This window comes from Actinoplanes lobatus, assembly GCF_014205215.1.
GTDB classification, from domain to species: domain Bacteria; phylum Actinomycetota; class Actinomycetes; order Mycobacteriales; family Micromonosporaceae; genus Actinoplanes; species Actinoplanes lobatus.
Window position 1 is genome coordinate 2640788 of record NZ_JACHNC010000001.1, and the last position, 13959, is coordinate 2654746.

A 13959-nucleotide genomic window follows, 5' to 3' on the forward strand; every position below is an offset into this window, starting at 1 on the left:
TTCGCCTGATGGAGTTCGACGAGGTGGTCCGCCGCCGGCGGATGGTGCGCGGTTACGACCCGGACCGTCCGGTCCCGCCGGAGCTGGTCGACAAGATCGTCCGGCACGGGCTGCGGGCGCCGTCGGCCGGTTTCTCGCAGGGCTGGAGTTTCCTGGTTCTCACCGGGCAGGCCGATCGCGACCGGTTCTGGGCGGCGACCGCGGAGGCCGAAGGGCCGGCCGAGGGCTGGCTGGCCCGGATGCGGACGGCGCCGCTGATCATCGTGGCGCTGTCCAACAAATCGGCCTATCTGGAGCGTTACGCCCAGCCCGACAAAGGCTGGACGGATCGTGACGAGTCACGCTGGCCCGCGCCGTTCTGGGACATCGACACCGGGTTCGCCGCCCTGCTCATGCACCTCACCGCGGTCAACGAGGACCTCGGATCGTGCTTCATCGGGCTGCCCGCCGGCCGGGTGGACGCCTTCAAGGAGGCGTTCGGGGTGCCGCCGGAGTTCCGCCCGATCGGAGCACTGACGATCGGCTACCGGGGCGGGGACAAGAGGTCACCGTCACTGCGGCGTGGGCACCGTCCGGTGGACTCCGTGGTGCATCATGGCCGGTGGACTTCGGCGGGCGAGGTCTGACCGGCCCGGGGTTACGCTGGCATACGGTTCTCACGGAAAGGGCAGCCGCCGTGATCTTCAAAGCGGTCCGGGACGGAGCCCCGTACCCCGATCACCAGACCACACTCAAGGAGTGGGCGGACATTCCGCCGCGCAAGGTCTGGCTCGCCGACCTCATCACCACCAAGCGCGAGCTGGCGCTGGACAAACTCCTCGCCGAGGACTCCACCTTCTACGGCGATCTGTTCCCCCATGTCGTGGAGTTTCAGGGCGCCCTCTACCTGGAGGACGGTCTGCACCGCGCACTGCGCGCGGCCCTGCAGCAGCGCAAGGAGATCCACGCGCGGGTGCTGGTCCTGGAGGTCTGATCGCATCCGGGCCTGTCGATGTTGGACGCCCGCCGGTTAGCTTGGGTCATGGGTGTTCGACCTCTTGACCTGCTGGATCTTGACGATTTGCTGAGTGATGAGGAGCGCGACGCCCGCGCTCTCGCCCGCCGCGTCGCCGACGATCACATTCGTCCGGCCGTGGCCGAGTGGTACGAGAACGGCGATGCCCCGATCCGGGAGCTGGCCGTCGAGTTCGGCAAGGCCGGCCTGTTCGGCATGCACCTGACCGGGTACGGCTGCGCCGGCTCGTCGGTGGTCGCCCTCGGCCTGACATGCATGGAGGTGGAGGCCGCCGACTCCGGGATCCGCTCGCTGATCTCGGTGCAGGGCTCCCTGGTCATGTACGCGATCTGGCGCTACGGCTCGGAGGAGCAGAAACTCGCCTGGCTCCCGGCGCTGGCGTCCGGCCGGGCGATCGGCTGCTTCGGCCTGGCCGAGCCGGATCACGGCTCCGACCCGACCGGCATGTCCACCCGGGCCCGTCAGGACGGCGACGACTGGGTGCTCGACGGCGTGAAGACCTGGATCCTCAACGCGCCGATCGCCGACGTGGCGATCATCTGGGCGCGGGCCGACAAGGGCGTGGCCGGATTCGTCGTCCCGACCGACGTGAGCGGCTACACGGCCCGCGAGATCAGCCACAAGATGTCGCTGCGCGCGTCCAGTACGGGCGAGATCGTCCTGGACGGGGTCCGGCTGCCGGAGAGCGCCCGGCTGCCCGGCGCCCGCAGCCTGATGGCGCCGATGTCCTGCCTCACCGAGGCCCGGCTCAGCATCATCTGGGGTGTGCTCGGGGCGGCCCGGGACTGTCTCGACACGGCGCTCGACTACGCGGCCGCGCGGGAGCAGTTCGGGCGGCCGATCGCCGGGTTCCAGCTGACCCAGGCCAAGCTCGCGGACATGGCTCTGGAGCTGCAGAAGGGGTTCCTGCTGGCACTGCATCTGGGGCGGCGGCGGGAGCGGCAGGACGGGCCGCTGCGGCCGGAGCAGATCAGTGTCGGGAAGCTGAACAACGTGCGGGAGGCCATCAAGATCGCTCGGCAGTGCCGGACGATCATGGGTGGCAACGGGATCCTTGCGGAGTACCCGGTGATGCGGCACGCCAGCAATCTGGAGAGCGTGCTGACGTACGAGGGGACGTCGGAGATCCACCAGCTGTCGATCGGGCAGAAGCTGACCGGTTTGAACGCTTTCGCACGGTGAGCCGCCCGAGTGGGTTCTCCGGTCGCGGATTGTCGTACCCCCTCCGTACCGTTTAGACATGGCCGAATCGCCCGCCCCCGCATCCCCCGACCCCGAGCCCACCAGCGAGTTCCCGGCCGTTCAGCGCGGACCCAGCGGGTTCGCCCGGCTGCTGATCTTCGTGGGCGTCGTCTTCGCCCTGCTGGTCGCGTCCTGCCTCGGGCTGCGCGCGATCAACGTGCTGCCCACCTTCGACAACCCGTTCACCGACCGGACGACCGACCGCAGCCAGCCGGTGCTCCTCGAGTCCATGCGCGACCTGGAGCGGTTCGTGGCGGCCGACGGCACCTTCCAGGTCATCGTCGATCTCCAGGAGAACAAGGACAACATCCCCGACTTCCTGATCAACCGGCGGACACTGTTCGTCGGCTCGGGCACCGTCGAGGCCTATGTCGACTTCGGCGGCCTGGCCGGAGACGCGCTCAAGGTGGACGAGGAGAAGAAGACGATCGAGCTGAGGCTGCCCGCCCCGCAGCAGTCCACGGCCGCTCTCGACATGGAGCGCAGTTACGTGGTGGCGGACGAGCGCGGGCTCTTCAACCGGATCGGCGACGCCTTCCGCGACGATCCCGGCAAGCAGCAGCAGGTCTATCAGCTCGCCCAGCAGCGGATCACCGAGGCGGCCCGGGCGAGCGGGCTCGACGAGCGGGCCCGGGAGAACACGCAGCGCATGCTGGAGAGCCTCTTCGCGCGGCTGGGCTACTCGACGGTCACGGTGACCTTCGCCAACCCATGACCCGCGGTGGGCGGTCGCTCTCCGGGCCGCATTGCCCGGAGAGCGACGCCACCGGCGATCACCGGCCGGCGTACGGGGGGAGCCGACCAGGCCGGTGTCGCCTACCCGTTTTCGGGCTCACGCCCTCCGACGGGCGTCACTCGCTGGGCATCAGCGCCCAGAGGACCAGGTAGATCAGGAACTGCGGGCCCGGGAGCAGGCAGGACAGGACGAACAGCAGCCGGACGGTGCCGGGCCGCATCCCGAAACGCTGGGCCAACCCGGCGCAGACACCGGCGATGCGGCGGTTGTGACGGGGGCGGGAGAACGAGCGGGTCCTGAGGGGGCTGGTCACGTCATCCACTCCTTCGGCGGCGCCCCGGCTCTCTGCCGTGGCCACTTCGACGGTAAGTACCGGAGCCGGGCCGTCCCTCGTTCCACGGGTGGATGCGAGCGAGTCAGCTCCCGTAAGGGTGACCCGTACCCACGTGACGCCCGCTGTTAACCTGGACCGCATTTCGGGCCTGGTGTGGACCGGTCCGTCGGTTTTCCGTCGGTTTTCCGTCGGTTTGAGGAGGCAAGCGGTGGCGCTCCGGTGACGCTGGCCGTTCTGACCGCACGAATCGGCCCCGCGATCCCGGACAGAGACGCCGACCGGCTCGCCGGCGACCTGACCGGTGCGCTGCGGGCGGCCGGGATCTCGGCGGTCCACCGCCTAACCCCCGGCGACGGCGAAGCCGTCCGCCTGCGCGAGCTGGCCCGGCAGGCCCGCGAGGCGGGCATCCCCCTCCTGATCTGCGCCGACAACCTGGTCGCGCACGGCAGCCTGCTCTGGACGCTGGCCACCGAACCGGCCGGGCGCAGCACCGTACTGGTCGCCGCCGACCCGTCCGGAGAGCTCAAGGAGGACCGGGGTCGCGTCGTCGCCGCCCCGCCCGGCGGCGGGACCACGCGCTACCTGGGCGCCATGTGCGTCGCCCCCGCCGAGCTGCCGCTGCTGGAAAAGGCCGCCGACCACCCCGACATGCTGGCCGAGATGCTCGCCGACGGGTTCGTGCCGGTCGCCACCCGGGTGCGCCTGCTGCACGCCGAGCAGGTCACCACCGAGGCGGATCTGGCCGGGGCACGGGACGCGGTCGCCGCGGTGGACGAGGACGCGGCGCGCCTCCGGCTCGCCGTCAAGGAACAGGACGACTTCTTCACGACGTACGCGGTGAGCAGTTGGTCGCCGCTGGTCACCCGGGCCGCCGCCCGGCTCCGGCTGACACCCACCGCGGTGACCGGGCTGTCGGTGCTCTTCGCGGTCGCCGCGGCGCTGCTGTTCTGGCAGGCCTCCCGGGTCGCCATGGTGCTCGGCGGGGTGCTGCTCTACCTCGGGTTCGTGCTCGACTGTGTGGACGGGCAACTGGCGCGGTACACGCGAAAGTTCGACGCCTTCGGCGGCTGGCTCGACACGATGGCCGACCGGGCCAAGGAGTACGCGGTCTACGCCGGTCTGGCGGCCGGGGCCGAGCGGATCGGGCTGCCGTACGCGTGGCCGCTCGCGATCGCCGCGATCATCCTCCAGACCGCCCGGCACATGACCGACACCTGGTACGGCGCCCTGCACGACGAGGCCGCCGCCCGTCCCTCCCCGGCCGCGTCCGGTGGAGTCGGGGCGCGGCTCACCGCGGCCTCCGTCAAGGCGCAGAGCCAGCGCGGATCGGTGATCTACTGGGCCAAGCGGATCGTGGTCTTCCCGATCGGTGAGCGGTGGGCGCTGATCGCCGTGCTGGCCGCGTTCACCGACGGCCGGGTGACGCTGGCGGCCCTGGTCGGTTTCGGTCTGCTGGCGGCGGCGTACACGCTGGCGCTGCGGTCGCTGCGGGCCCTCTCCATGCGGGTCGGGGTCCTGCACACCGTCGACACCATGCGGCACCGCGACGACGGGCCGCTGGTGCGGTCGGTGCTGAGCCGGGTGGGCGCGGGGTGGCCGCTGCCGTTCGCCGCCCTCTTCACGGTCTACGCCGTGGCCGCGGTGGCCGCGACGGCCGCCGCCGGGCCGGGCCATCGCCCGTGGGTGCTCGCCCTCGTGGTGATCCCGGTCCTGGTCTGCGGCTTCCCGGCGAGGGTGCGGCACGACGGCTCCCTGGACTGGCTGGTGCCGGCCGCTTTGAGGGCCGCCGAGTACCTCACCGTGGCCGCCGTGGGCCTCTACGGGCCGGTTCCGCCCGCCGTGGTCTTCCTGCTGCTGTTCGCCCTGGCGATGCGCCACTACGACCTGACCGCCCGGATGGAGAAGGGCGCCCCGGCGACCGGCGCCGGCGGCGCCGTCCTCGGCTGGGACGGCCGCGTCCTGCTCCTGGTGACGGTGGCCCTCCTGGGCCAGGCCACGGTCGCCGCGGTCGTCCTGACGGCCGCCGTGTTGTTCACGTTCACCCTCACCGCCGCAAAGGACTGGAAGGCGTCCCGCTGACCCGTCCCCCCGGCGATCTTGAACGTTTTGCCACCGTGGGCGGTGGTCAATCGTTCAAGATCGCCCGCGAAGCGGGGGTGAGCGCTGTTCGGCCTTCGCGTGCGGCGCTTCCAAACGCGATCTTGGGTGGTTGGCCACCGCCTGCGGTGGTGGGGCGTTCAAGGTCGGCGCTGGTTGCTTTTGGGGTGCTCAGGCTCCCTTTGCGGGGCGATCTTGGGTGGTTGGCCACCGCCTGCGGTGGTGGGGCGTTCAAGGTCGGCGCTGGTTGATTTGGGGAGTGCTCGGGCTCCCTTTTGGGGAGATCTTGGATGGTTGGGCACCGTCTGGAGTCTTCTTCTTGGGCGCCCACGGCCGAATCCGCAATCCCTCGACAGCAGGACGCGTCACTCGGAGCGATCTTGAACGATTTGCCACCCTAGGCGGTGGTAAATCGTTCAAGATTGCACAACAGTGGCACGCAAAGTGGGCTAAACGGGCGCCTGTTTCCGGCGAAAGCCCCATTTCCGCCTAGCGCGGCGGACGGCGCCCCCATTTGGTGGTTCGCCCGACCGGGCGCTTGACGGAGAACCGCAAACACCCAAGAAGAAGACTCTCTGCGGTGGTGAAGCGTTCAAGATCGGGGCGGGTGGGAGCTGGGCCACCGATCTATGCCCGGCGGGCGCGGTGCGGGCGCGCGTGGCAATTGATCGCGGGGCTTGGCGGGGCGAGAAAGTGCTTTTGTGGGCTTGTGTCGCGTACCGATGAAAAATGTTTTTTCTGTGCACGTGCACATGAGAGATCCGGAAAACGTGTGATCTCCGTAATCGATTGATCACTATGTGCAAATGGCACGTTCGCCCGATGGTGAAGCATCGATGCCACTCGCAGAGTCAGTACCCGATCGCCGACCGTCGTGGGATCGGGATCACAGTCGATAGCGGGAGGTTGACGGTGTCCACCGTCGTGCTGAAAGACGTCACCAAGATCTGGCCAGACGGCACCACTGCCGTCGACAACGTCAGCCTGGATGTGCAGGACGGCGAGTTCATGGTCCTGCTCGGGCCTTCGGGCTGCGGAAAGTCGACCGTGCTGCGGATGATCGCCGGGCTGGAGGATCCCACGCGGGGGGACATCCTCCTCAACGGCGAGCCGGTTCTGGAGCTGCCGCCGCGGGACCGCAGCATCGCGATGGTGTTTCAGGATTTCGCGCTCTATCCGCACATGACCGTCTCGGAGAACATCGGTTTCCCGCTGAAGCTGTCCGGTATCGAGCCGGCGCCGCGGCAGGAGCGGGTGGACGCGATCGCCGGCGCGCTCGGCATCGGCGAGGTTCTGGCGCGGCGGCCGAGTCAGCTCTCCGGCGGTCAGCGGCAGCGGGTCGCGATGGGCCGCGCCATGGTGCGCCGACCAGGCATCTTCCTGATGGACGAGCCATTGTCCAACCTCGACAGCGGACTCCGCGCCGAGTTGCGCGCCGAGATCACGAGCATGACTCGTGAGCTGGGTGTGACGACCATGTACGTGACCCACGACCAGGCCGAGGCGCTGACCATGGCGGACCGCGTCGCGATCATGCGCAAGGGCGTGCTCCAGGACGTCGGCACGCCGACCGAGGTGTACCGGCGCCCGGCCACCCTGTACGTCGCCGCCTTCCTGGGCTCACCCAAGATGAACCTGCTCGAGGCCGCGGTCTACGTGCACCTGGAGCAGTACATCGCGCTGAGCTTCGGCGAGCAGACGCTCTACATGCCGTGGAACGACCCACGCGCCCGGGCGGTGGCCCGCTACCACGGCGAGCGGATCGTGGTCGGCATCCGGGCCGAGGCGCTCACCCCGGTCACCCCGGACACGCAGGGGCCCGTCTTCCAGGGGCGGATCCGCTACCTGGAGCACCACGGGCACGAGTCGCTGGCGTACCTGGACATCGGCGCCACGGCGATCGTGGTGGACGAGATGAGCGGCCCGGTCGCCGAGACCCGGACCGGCGGCGGGTTCAGGAAGGCACTGCAACGTCTGGCCGGCCAGACGTCGGAGCCGGTGGCCCCGCAGGGCCGTGTCGGTGTGCTGAGCGAGTTGGGCAAGCATCACCGCAAGCCGGCCGAGCTGGCGGTGCGCCTGGCGCCGTACCCGGCGATCGGTCCCGGTCATCCGCTGGCCGTGTCGGTGCGGATGGACGCCGTGCACTTCTTCGACGAGCGGGGTGACCGGATCGATGTCGGCTGGCGATGACCGGGGGTCCCGCGCCACTTCCGGGCGCGTTCGCGGATGCCTCCCGCTACCGGTCGGCCACAGCGCGTAGGCTGCTTCACGGTGGAGGAAAGGAACGGCCAGGGCGTGCGCGCGGCCTCCGTCCCCTCGCGGGCGTGGCCGGTGCCGCTGGACCGCGCCTTCGGCCGGGACGACATCACGATCCTGCGGCACGAGATCACCCGGTTGCTGGGCGCCGCCGGGCTCGCCGGCGACCGCCTGGACGGCTTCGTGCTGGCCGTCAACGAAGTGATCACCAACGTGGTGCTGCACGCGGGTGGGCAGGGCCGGGTCGTGCTGCGGATCGACGGCGGCTCGGTGTGGTGCGTGGTCACCGACGCCGGCCCGGGCATCCCGGGCGCCTATCTGGACCGCGTGCGTACGCCGGGGACGTTCGAGGTCGGTGGCCGGGGCCTCTGGCTGGCCCATCAGCTCTGCGACGAGGTCACGACGGCCACCGGGCCGATCGGTACCTCGATCGGCCTACGTATCGATCTGGATGTCGTGCCGGATCCCCGCTGAAACAGCAGCTAGAACCCCTTGTGAAACATCGTGGAAATGTGAAGACGCCCTTCCGCGCTCCTCGTGGATCGCGTCCGGCTACATTGGGCGCGTGCTCGGACTTCCTTCACAGGTGACCGCTTGCCTTTTCGATCTTGACGGCGTGCTGACGCAGACCGCGCTCGTGCACAGCGCCGCATGGAAACAGACGTTCGATACGTTCCTGGAATCGTGGGCGGAAAGTCATGATCAACTTTTCGTCCCGTTCGATTCCGGCGTCGACTATCACCGGTATGTCGACGGCCGTCAGCGTGCCGACGGTGTCCGTACCTTCCTGGCGTCCCGGGGCATCACCCTGCCCGAGGGCGACCCGGACGACACCCCCGATCGGGAGACCGTCAACGGCATCGGCAATCGCAAGAACGTGCTCGTGCTACAGAAGATCCAAGAAGGCGCCGTCCAGGTCTACCCCGGATCGGTGGAGTACCTGAGGGCCGCCAGGGCCGCCGGTCTACGCCGTGCGGTCGTGTCGGCGAGCGCCAACTGCAAGGACGTCCTGGAGGCGGCCGGGATCGCCGACCTCCTGGAGGCCCGGGTGGACGGCGTCGTCGCGCGTGAGCTGGGCCTGCCCGGCAAGCCCGCGCCGGACACCTTCCTCAAGGGCGCCGAGTTGCTCGGCCTCGACCCGGCGAACTGTGCCGTGTTCGAGGACGCCCAGGCGGGCGTGGCCGCCGGCCGGGCCGGTGGCTTCGGCATCGTGATCGGCGTGGACCGGGTAGGCCAGGCCGATGCGCTGCGGGAACACGGCGCCGACGTCGTGGTGCAAGATCTCAAAGACCTCCTCTGAAATCAGTTACGAGAGGCACGACCGTGATCCGTGAACGGGCTTATCCCGTCGACCCTTGGCATATCCGGGAGACCCGGCTCGACCTGGACCTGCTGGCCCAGTCCGAGTCGGTATTCGCTCTCTCGAACGGCCATATCGGGATACGCGGAAACCTGGACGAGGGCGAGCCGCACGGCCTTCCGGGCAGCTATCTGAACTCGTTCTATGAGCTGCGGCCGCTGCCGCACGCCGAGGCGGGCTACGGCTTTCCCGAGTCCGGCCAGACCATGGTCAACGTCACCAACGCCAAGCTGATGCGGCTGCTCGTCAACGACGAGCCGTTCGACGTCCGGTACGGCGAGCTGCGCTCCCACGAGCGCTGCCTCGACCTGCGGGCCGGCCTGCTGGAGCGGATCGTCGAGTGGGTGTCCCCGTCCGGCCAGGGCATCCGGGTGCGGACCGTCCGGCTGGTCTCGTTCACCCAGCGCGCGGTCGTGGCCTTCCTGTACGAGGTGGAGCCCCTGGAGACCTCGGCCCGGCTGATCCTGCAATCCGAGCTGGTGGCGAACGAGCAGCTGCCGCCGATGAGCAAGGACCCGCGGGTGGCCGCCGTGCTCGACCGCCCGCTGCTGGCCGAGGAGATGATGGAGCAGCCCACCGGCGGCATCCTGATCCACCGCACCAAGGCCAGTGACCTGCGGATGGCCGCGGCCATGGAGCACCTGGTCGAGACCCCGGGCCGGCACGCCATCACCACCGAGGGCCACCCGGACTGGCTGCGCACCACGGTCGCCTGCCGTCTGGAGCCCGGGCAGAAGCTGCGGGTGGTCAAGCTGGCGGCGTACGGGTGGTCCAGCATGCGCTCGCTGCCCGCCCTGCGCGACCAGGTCGGGGCGGCTCTGGCCAGCGCCCGGCTGGACGGCTGGGACGGTCTGGTCCAGCAGCAGCAGGACTACCTGGACGCGTTCTGGGACCACTCGGACGTTCAGGTCGAGGGCGACCCGGAGGTGCAGCAGGCGGTTCGGTTCGGCCTCTTCCACACGCTCCAGGCCGGCGCCCGGGCGGAGCAGCGGCCGATCGGCTCCAAGGGCCTGACCGGCCCCGGCTACGACGGCCACACGTTCTGGGACGCCGAGACGTTCGTGCTGCCGGCGCTCACCTACACCCAGCCCTCCGCGGCGGCCGACGTGCTGCGCTGGCGGCACTCGACGCTGGACCTGGCCCGGGAACGGGCGCAGACGCTCGGGCTGTCGGGGGCGGCCTTCCCGTGGCGGACCATCCGCGGCCAGGAGTGTTCGGGCTACTGGCCGGCCGGCACCGCGGGCTTCCACATCGCCGCCGACATCGCCGACGCGGTCCGCCGCTACGTGCAGGCCACCGGGGACTTCGACTTCGAGCGTGAGGTCGGCCTGGAGCTGCTCGTGGAGACGGCGCGGCTGTGGCGGTCGCTGGGCCACCACGACCGGCACGGGCGGTTCCACATCGACGGCGTCACCGGGCCGGACGAGTACACCGCCGTGGTGAACGACAACATCTACACCAACCTGATGGCGCAGCAGAACCTGATGGCCGCCGTCGACGCCTGCCAGCGGCACCCGGACCTGGCCCGCGGTTTCGGGGTCAACGACGAGGAGGCGGCCTCCTGGCGGGACGCGGCGGCTGCCGTGCACGTCCCGTACGACAAGGAGCTGGGCGTCCACCAGCAGTGCGAGGGCTTCACCCGGCTCCAGGAGTGGGACTTCGAGGGCACCCCGCCGGAGGGCTACCCGCTGCTGCTCAACTACCCGTACTTCGACCTGTACCGCAAGCAGGTGGTCAAGCAGGCCGACCTGGTGATGGCGATGTACATCCGGGGCGACGCGTTCACCCCGGAGGAGAAGGCGCGCAACTTCGCCTACTACGACGCCCGTACCGTCCGGGACTCGTCGCTGTCGGCCTGCATCCAGGCGGTCATGGCGGCCGAGACCGGGCATCTCGAGCTGGCGCACGACTATCTGGGCGAGGCCGCCCTGATGGACCTGCACGACCTGCACCGGAACGCGCGGGACGGCGTGCACGTGGCGTCGCTGGCCGGCTCCTGGATCGCGCTGGTCGCCGGCCTCGGCGGCATGCGGGACTTCAACGGCCAGCTGAGCTTCGCGCCGCGACTGCCCAGCCGGATCAACAGTCTGGAGTTCTCGCTGCTCTGGCGGGGTCTGCGGCTGCGCGTCAACGTGACCTCCGAAGAGGTGACCTACTCGCTGCGCAACGGCGGCGGGCAGGCCCGGCTCACGCTGATCCACCACGGCAAGGAGCTCGAGGTGACCCAGGTGCGACCGGTCACCATGCCGATTCCGGCCGCGGTGCCGCCGGGCCCGGCACCGGCCCAGCCGCACGGCCGCGCTCCGGTCCGGCGCGCGGTTCACTGAGCACATGAAAACGGCCCCCGCCCGGATGGGCGGGGGCCGTTCTCGTGAAGTCCGTCAGAGCATCGAGACGTGCACGTGGTCGGTGTGGTCACTGACCCCGTGGTATGTCTTCCAGCCCGAGGCCGGGAACCAGATCATCTTGTTCCAGATCACGTAGTAGATGCCGAGCTCGTCGGCGTTACGGACCAGGAACGCCATCAGGTTGTTGCCGTACCGGAATTCCTTGTCGGTGTCGTAGACCGAGAATCCGCTCTTCTGCAACGACCAGTCGCAGGCGCGGCCCTTGGGGTGTTCGAAGGGCCCGCCGTCACGGTGACAGCCGACGAAATTACTGAAGCCGGCCTTCTTGACTTCCTTGTACATGTGCAGCGTGCGCTTGGTGATGCAGCCGCCGGTGGTCGGGTCGTCCTCGGTGCAACCCTCCGAGGAGAATCCGCCGGAGCCGTTCCGCGGCGCCGGGGCGGCCTCCGGCGAGTCCGCCACCACGAGGCCCTTGGTCACCGAGTTGCCACCGACCAGCTGGAACGCCTTGTCGGCCGCGTCCTTCTGCTTCTTCATCACCGTGGCGTTCTGCTGCTGCGCCTTGACCTCGGCGTCCAGCTGCGCCTTGCTGTCCGAGATCTCGGTGATCGCCGCGTTGAGCTCGTGCAGCTTGGCGTCGTGCAGCTTGTTGATCTCTTCGAGGGAGACCGCCTTGGTCAGGAAGTCGCCCGAGTCCTGGGACCTGAGCAGGAAGCCCATGGCGCTCAGGTTGCCGGTCATGTACTGCTGCTTGGCGATCTGGTCGACCTCGGGGATCAGTGCGTCCCGCCGGGCCTCCGCCGCCTTGATCTGTGTGGCCAGTTTGGCCTGCGTCTTGGTGGACTGCGTCACCGCGGACTTCGCGGAGGCGTAGCGCCGGTTGGTCGACTCGATCACGTCGTTGAGAGTTGCGTCCTCGTCCTCCTCCTGTGCGGAGGATGAGGAGCCGCCTGGCTCGGCCGCGGCCGGAGTCGCGGGCGCCATGAACATCAGGGCGCTCACCAGCGGCGCCAGGGCAAGTATCAGCCACCGGCGGGGACTTGCTGCCATCAACAGTTCCTTCCGTGACACCGCCGACCGAGTTAGCTGACGGGTTCGGGACGGAAGCAATCCCTACCGCAAACTGCGCGGATACACCCCAGTGAACCTGGTTCCCCGGTTCGTCTCGCGACGATTGGGCGGCGGCCTGCCGGCAACTCGGGGGCGGTGCCGTCCTGGCAGGACCGGCGGCCAGTTTACCCGAGATATCGCCGTGGATCAGACCCCGGGAACCGCGAAAAGAGTTACCTCGCAAACACATTCCGTAATTGCAATCACCTGTCGTGTCGGGGCAATTGCGGTGCGTACGAGAACTGTCGATCTGTCGATCGAGTGGGTATGGTCGGTGCGGTTCCCGCGCGGGGGCCGCCGCCTAATCGCCGTCATCGGCGAGCCGGGGAACCAATATCTCCGGGGTGAATCCGCTACCAGCGGTAGGGATTTCCTTCGTCCCGAACCCGTCAGCTAACCCGGCCGGCGGCCGACGGAAGGAAATGCCTGTGCAGCAGAACACTGCGCAGCGATTAGCGGCGTTGCTGGCGCTGCTCGTCGCCGCGTGCGGATTGGCCGTCGTCGCGTCGCCGGCCACCGCGGCCCCCCGGCTGCTCGCCGCCCCCGGAGACACCGGGGACGACGGCGAGGGCGGATCGAAGTCCCTCATCGAACAACTCGAGAAGGCCTCCAGCGGCTACGTCGCGGCCAAGAAGAAGCTGAAGACCTCCAAGGAGCAGCAGACCAAGCTGACCTCGGAGCTCAAGCGCCTGGACACCGAGCTCGGGCCACAGCAGGAGCAACTCGATCTGATCGCCACGCAGGCGTACACCGCGGGCCGGGCCGGGCCGATGTCGGCCATGCTCGCCGCCGATTCGGCCGAGGGCTTCCTGGGCCGGGCCGAGACCCTGGCCATCGTGGCAGCCGACCAGAGCCGGGCGATCAACGGCCTGAAGACCACCCGCGAGGACCGGCAGAAGGCCAAGGACTCCATCGACATCGCGATCAAGGACCAGCAGAAGCAGGTCACCGTGATGGCGAAGCAGAAGGCCAAGGCCGAGGCGGCGCTCAAGGCGGCGAACCAGGGCTCGGACACCTCGTCCTCCTCCGACGGCGGCGGTAGTGCCGACGCGGAGCCGGGCCCGAGCGGGTCGAGCTGCAACCAGGACGACCCGACCGGCACCGGCGGCTGCATCACCGCGACCCTGCTGCACGCCTACAAGCAGGCCCGGGCGGACGGCTTCACCCGGTTCACCAAGTGCTGGCGTACGCAGAACAGCGGTGAGCACCCCAAGGGGCGGGCCTGCGACTTCTCCGCCGAGAAGGGCACCTTCGGCGGGGACGCCACGGGGGCCGACAAGACGTACGGCAACAACCTGGCGAACTACTTCATCAACAACGCCGACGACCTCGACGTCCTGTACGTGATCTGGTACCGCCGGATCTGGCTGCCGAGCAGTGGCTGGAAGTCGTACAGCGGGGCGGGTGGCGACCCGTCCAGCGACCACACCAACCACGTGCACCTGTCGGTCAACTGAACCA

12 protein-coding genes and 2 riboswitches are annotated in these 13959 nt (G+C 69.2%); of the genes, 10 read left to right on the top strand and 2 right to left on the bottom strand.

Features of this window, described 5'->3' with window-relative positions:
- The first annotated feature begins 8 nt into the window (after nucleotides 1–8).
- The 4 genes from BJ964_RS12195 to BJ964_RS12210 are packed head-to-tail and all read left to right on the top strand — an operon-like array spanning nucleotide 9 to nucleotide 2972.
- Nucleotides 9–626 carry a nitroreductase family protein gene (locus tag BJ964_RS12195; protein WP_188120772.1) on the top strand — a complete coding sequence of 206 codons (618 nt, stop codon included), beginning with the start codon at nucleotides 9–11 and terminating at the stop codon, nucleotides 624–626.
- A gap of 50 nt (nucleotides 627–676) precedes the next feature.
- Nucleotides 677–973 (top strand): type II toxin-antitoxin system VapB family antitoxin, encoded by a 297-nt coding sequence (locus BJ964_RS12200; protein WP_188120773.1) that lies wholly within the window; start codon nucleotides 677–679, stop codon nucleotides 971–973.
- 48 nt (nucleotides 974–1021) lie between these two features.
- Nucleotides 1022–2197, top strand: a complete 1176-nt coding sequence (locus BJ964_RS12205) for an acyl-CoA dehydrogenase family protein (RefSeq protein WP_188120774.1) — start codon at nucleotides 1022–1024, stop codon at nucleotides 2195–2197.
- 58 nt (nucleotides 2198–2255) lie between these two features.
- The gene (locus tag BJ964_RS12210; protein ID WP_188120775.1) at nucleotides 2256–2972 is read left to right on the top strand and encodes a DUF4230 domain-containing protein; all 717 of its coding nucleotides are present in this window, start codon (nucleotides 2256–2258) and stop codon (nucleotides 2970–2972) included.
- Between the two features lie 136 nt (nucleotides 2973–3108).
- On the opposite strand, the gene BJ964_RS47900 is transcribed toward BJ964_RS12210, so the two are convergent.
- Nucleotides 3109–3306, bottom strand: a complete 198-nt coding sequence (locus BJ964_RS47900) for a PspC domain-containing protein (RefSeq protein WP_229806902.1) — start codon at nucleotides 3304–3306, stop codon at nucleotides 3109–3111.
- A gap of 240 nt (nucleotides 3307–3546) precedes the next feature.
- On the opposite strand from BJ964_RS47900, the gene BJ964_RS12220 reads away from it, so the two are divergent.
- The 5 genes from BJ964_RS12220 (at nucleotide 3547) to BJ964_RS12240 (ending at nucleotide 11367) form a co-directional block, all read left to right on the top strand.
- Nucleotides 3547–5406, top strand: a complete 1860-nt coding sequence (locus BJ964_RS12220; RefSeq protein ID WP_188120777.1) for a DUF5941 domain-containing protein — start codon at nucleotides 3547–3549, stop codon at nucleotides 5404–5406.
- A gap of 930 nt (nucleotides 5407–6336) precedes the next feature.
- On the top strand, nucleotides 6337–7614 hold the full coding sequence (locus BJ964_RS12225; protein WP_188120778.1) for an ABC transporter ATP-binding protein: 1278 nt from the start codon (nucleotides 6337–6339) through the stop codon (nucleotides 7612–7614).
- An 81-nt stretch (nucleotides 7615–7695) separates the two neighbouring features.
- Nucleotides 7696–8154: an ATP-binding protein gene (locus tag BJ964_RS12230; RefSeq protein WP_229806903.1), complete on the top strand. Its 459-nt coding sequence runs from the start codon at nucleotides 7696–7698 to the stop codon at nucleotides 8152–8154.
- Nucleotides 8155–8245: 91 nt separating this feature from the next.
- On the top strand, nucleotides 8246–8980 hold the full coding sequence (locus BJ964_RS12235; RefSeq protein WP_188120780.1) for a beta-phosphoglucomutase family hydrolase: 735 nt from the start codon (nucleotides 8246–8248) through the stop codon (nucleotides 8978–8980).
- A gap of 23 nt (nucleotides 8981–9003) precedes the next feature.
- Entirely contained in the window at nucleotides 9004–11367 is a 2364-nt protein-coding gene (locus tag BJ964_RS12240; RefSeq protein WP_188120781.1) for a glycoside hydrolase family 65 protein, read from the top strand.
- Nucleotides 11368–11421: 54 nt separating this feature from the next.
- Here BJ964_RS12240 and BJ964_RS12245 read toward each other — a convergent pair whose 3' ends face one another.
- Nucleotides 11422–12438: a coiled-coil domain-containing protein gene (locus tag BJ964_RS12245; protein ID WP_188120782.1), complete on the bottom strand. Its 1017-nt coding sequence runs from the start codon at nucleotides 12436–12438 to the stop codon at nucleotides 11422–11424.
- A gap of 4 nt (nucleotides 12439–12442) precedes the next feature.
- A riboswitch (cyclic di-AMP (ydaO/yuaA leader) is annotated at nucleotides 12443–12579 on the bottom strand.
- A 207-nt stretch (nucleotides 12580–12786) separates the two neighbouring features.
- A riboswitch (cyclic di-AMP (ydaO/yuaA leader) is annotated at nucleotides 12787–12922 on the top strand.
- On the opposite strand from BJ964_RS12245, the gene BJ964_RS12250 reads away from it, so the two are divergent.
- Complete coding sequence (locus tag BJ964_RS12250) at nucleotides 12921–13955, top strand: coiled-coil domain-containing protein (RefSeq protein WP_188120783.1); 1035 nt, start codon at nucleotides 12921–12923, stop codon at nucleotides 13953–13955. Its footprint overlaps the riboswitch before it by 2 nt.
- The last annotated feature ends 4 nt before the right edge of the window (nucleotides 13956–13959 follow it).

Bases quoted from the DNA above. Each gene is read 5' to 3' on its own strand.
- BJ964_RS12195 (WP_188120772.1), top strand. From the start codon at position 9: ATGGAGTTCGACGAGGTGGTCCGCCGCCGGCGGATGGTGCGCGGTTAC.
- BJ964_RS12205 (WP_188120774.1), top strand. From the start codon at position 1,022: ATGGGTGTTCGACCTCTTGACCTGCTGGATCTTGACGATTTGCTGAGT.
- BJ964_RS12210 (WP_188120775.1), top strand. From the start codon at position 2,256: ATGGCCGAATCGCCCGCCCCCGCATCCCCCGACCCCGAGCCCACCAGC.
- BJ964_RS12245 (WP_188120782.1), bottom strand. From the start codon at position 12,438: ATGGCAGCAAGTCCCCGCCGGTGGCTGATACTTGCCCTGGCGCCGCTG.
- BJ964_RS12250 (WP_188120783.1), top strand. From the start codon at position 12,921: ATGCCTGTGCAGCAGAACACTGCGCAGCGATTAGCGGCGTTGCTGGCG.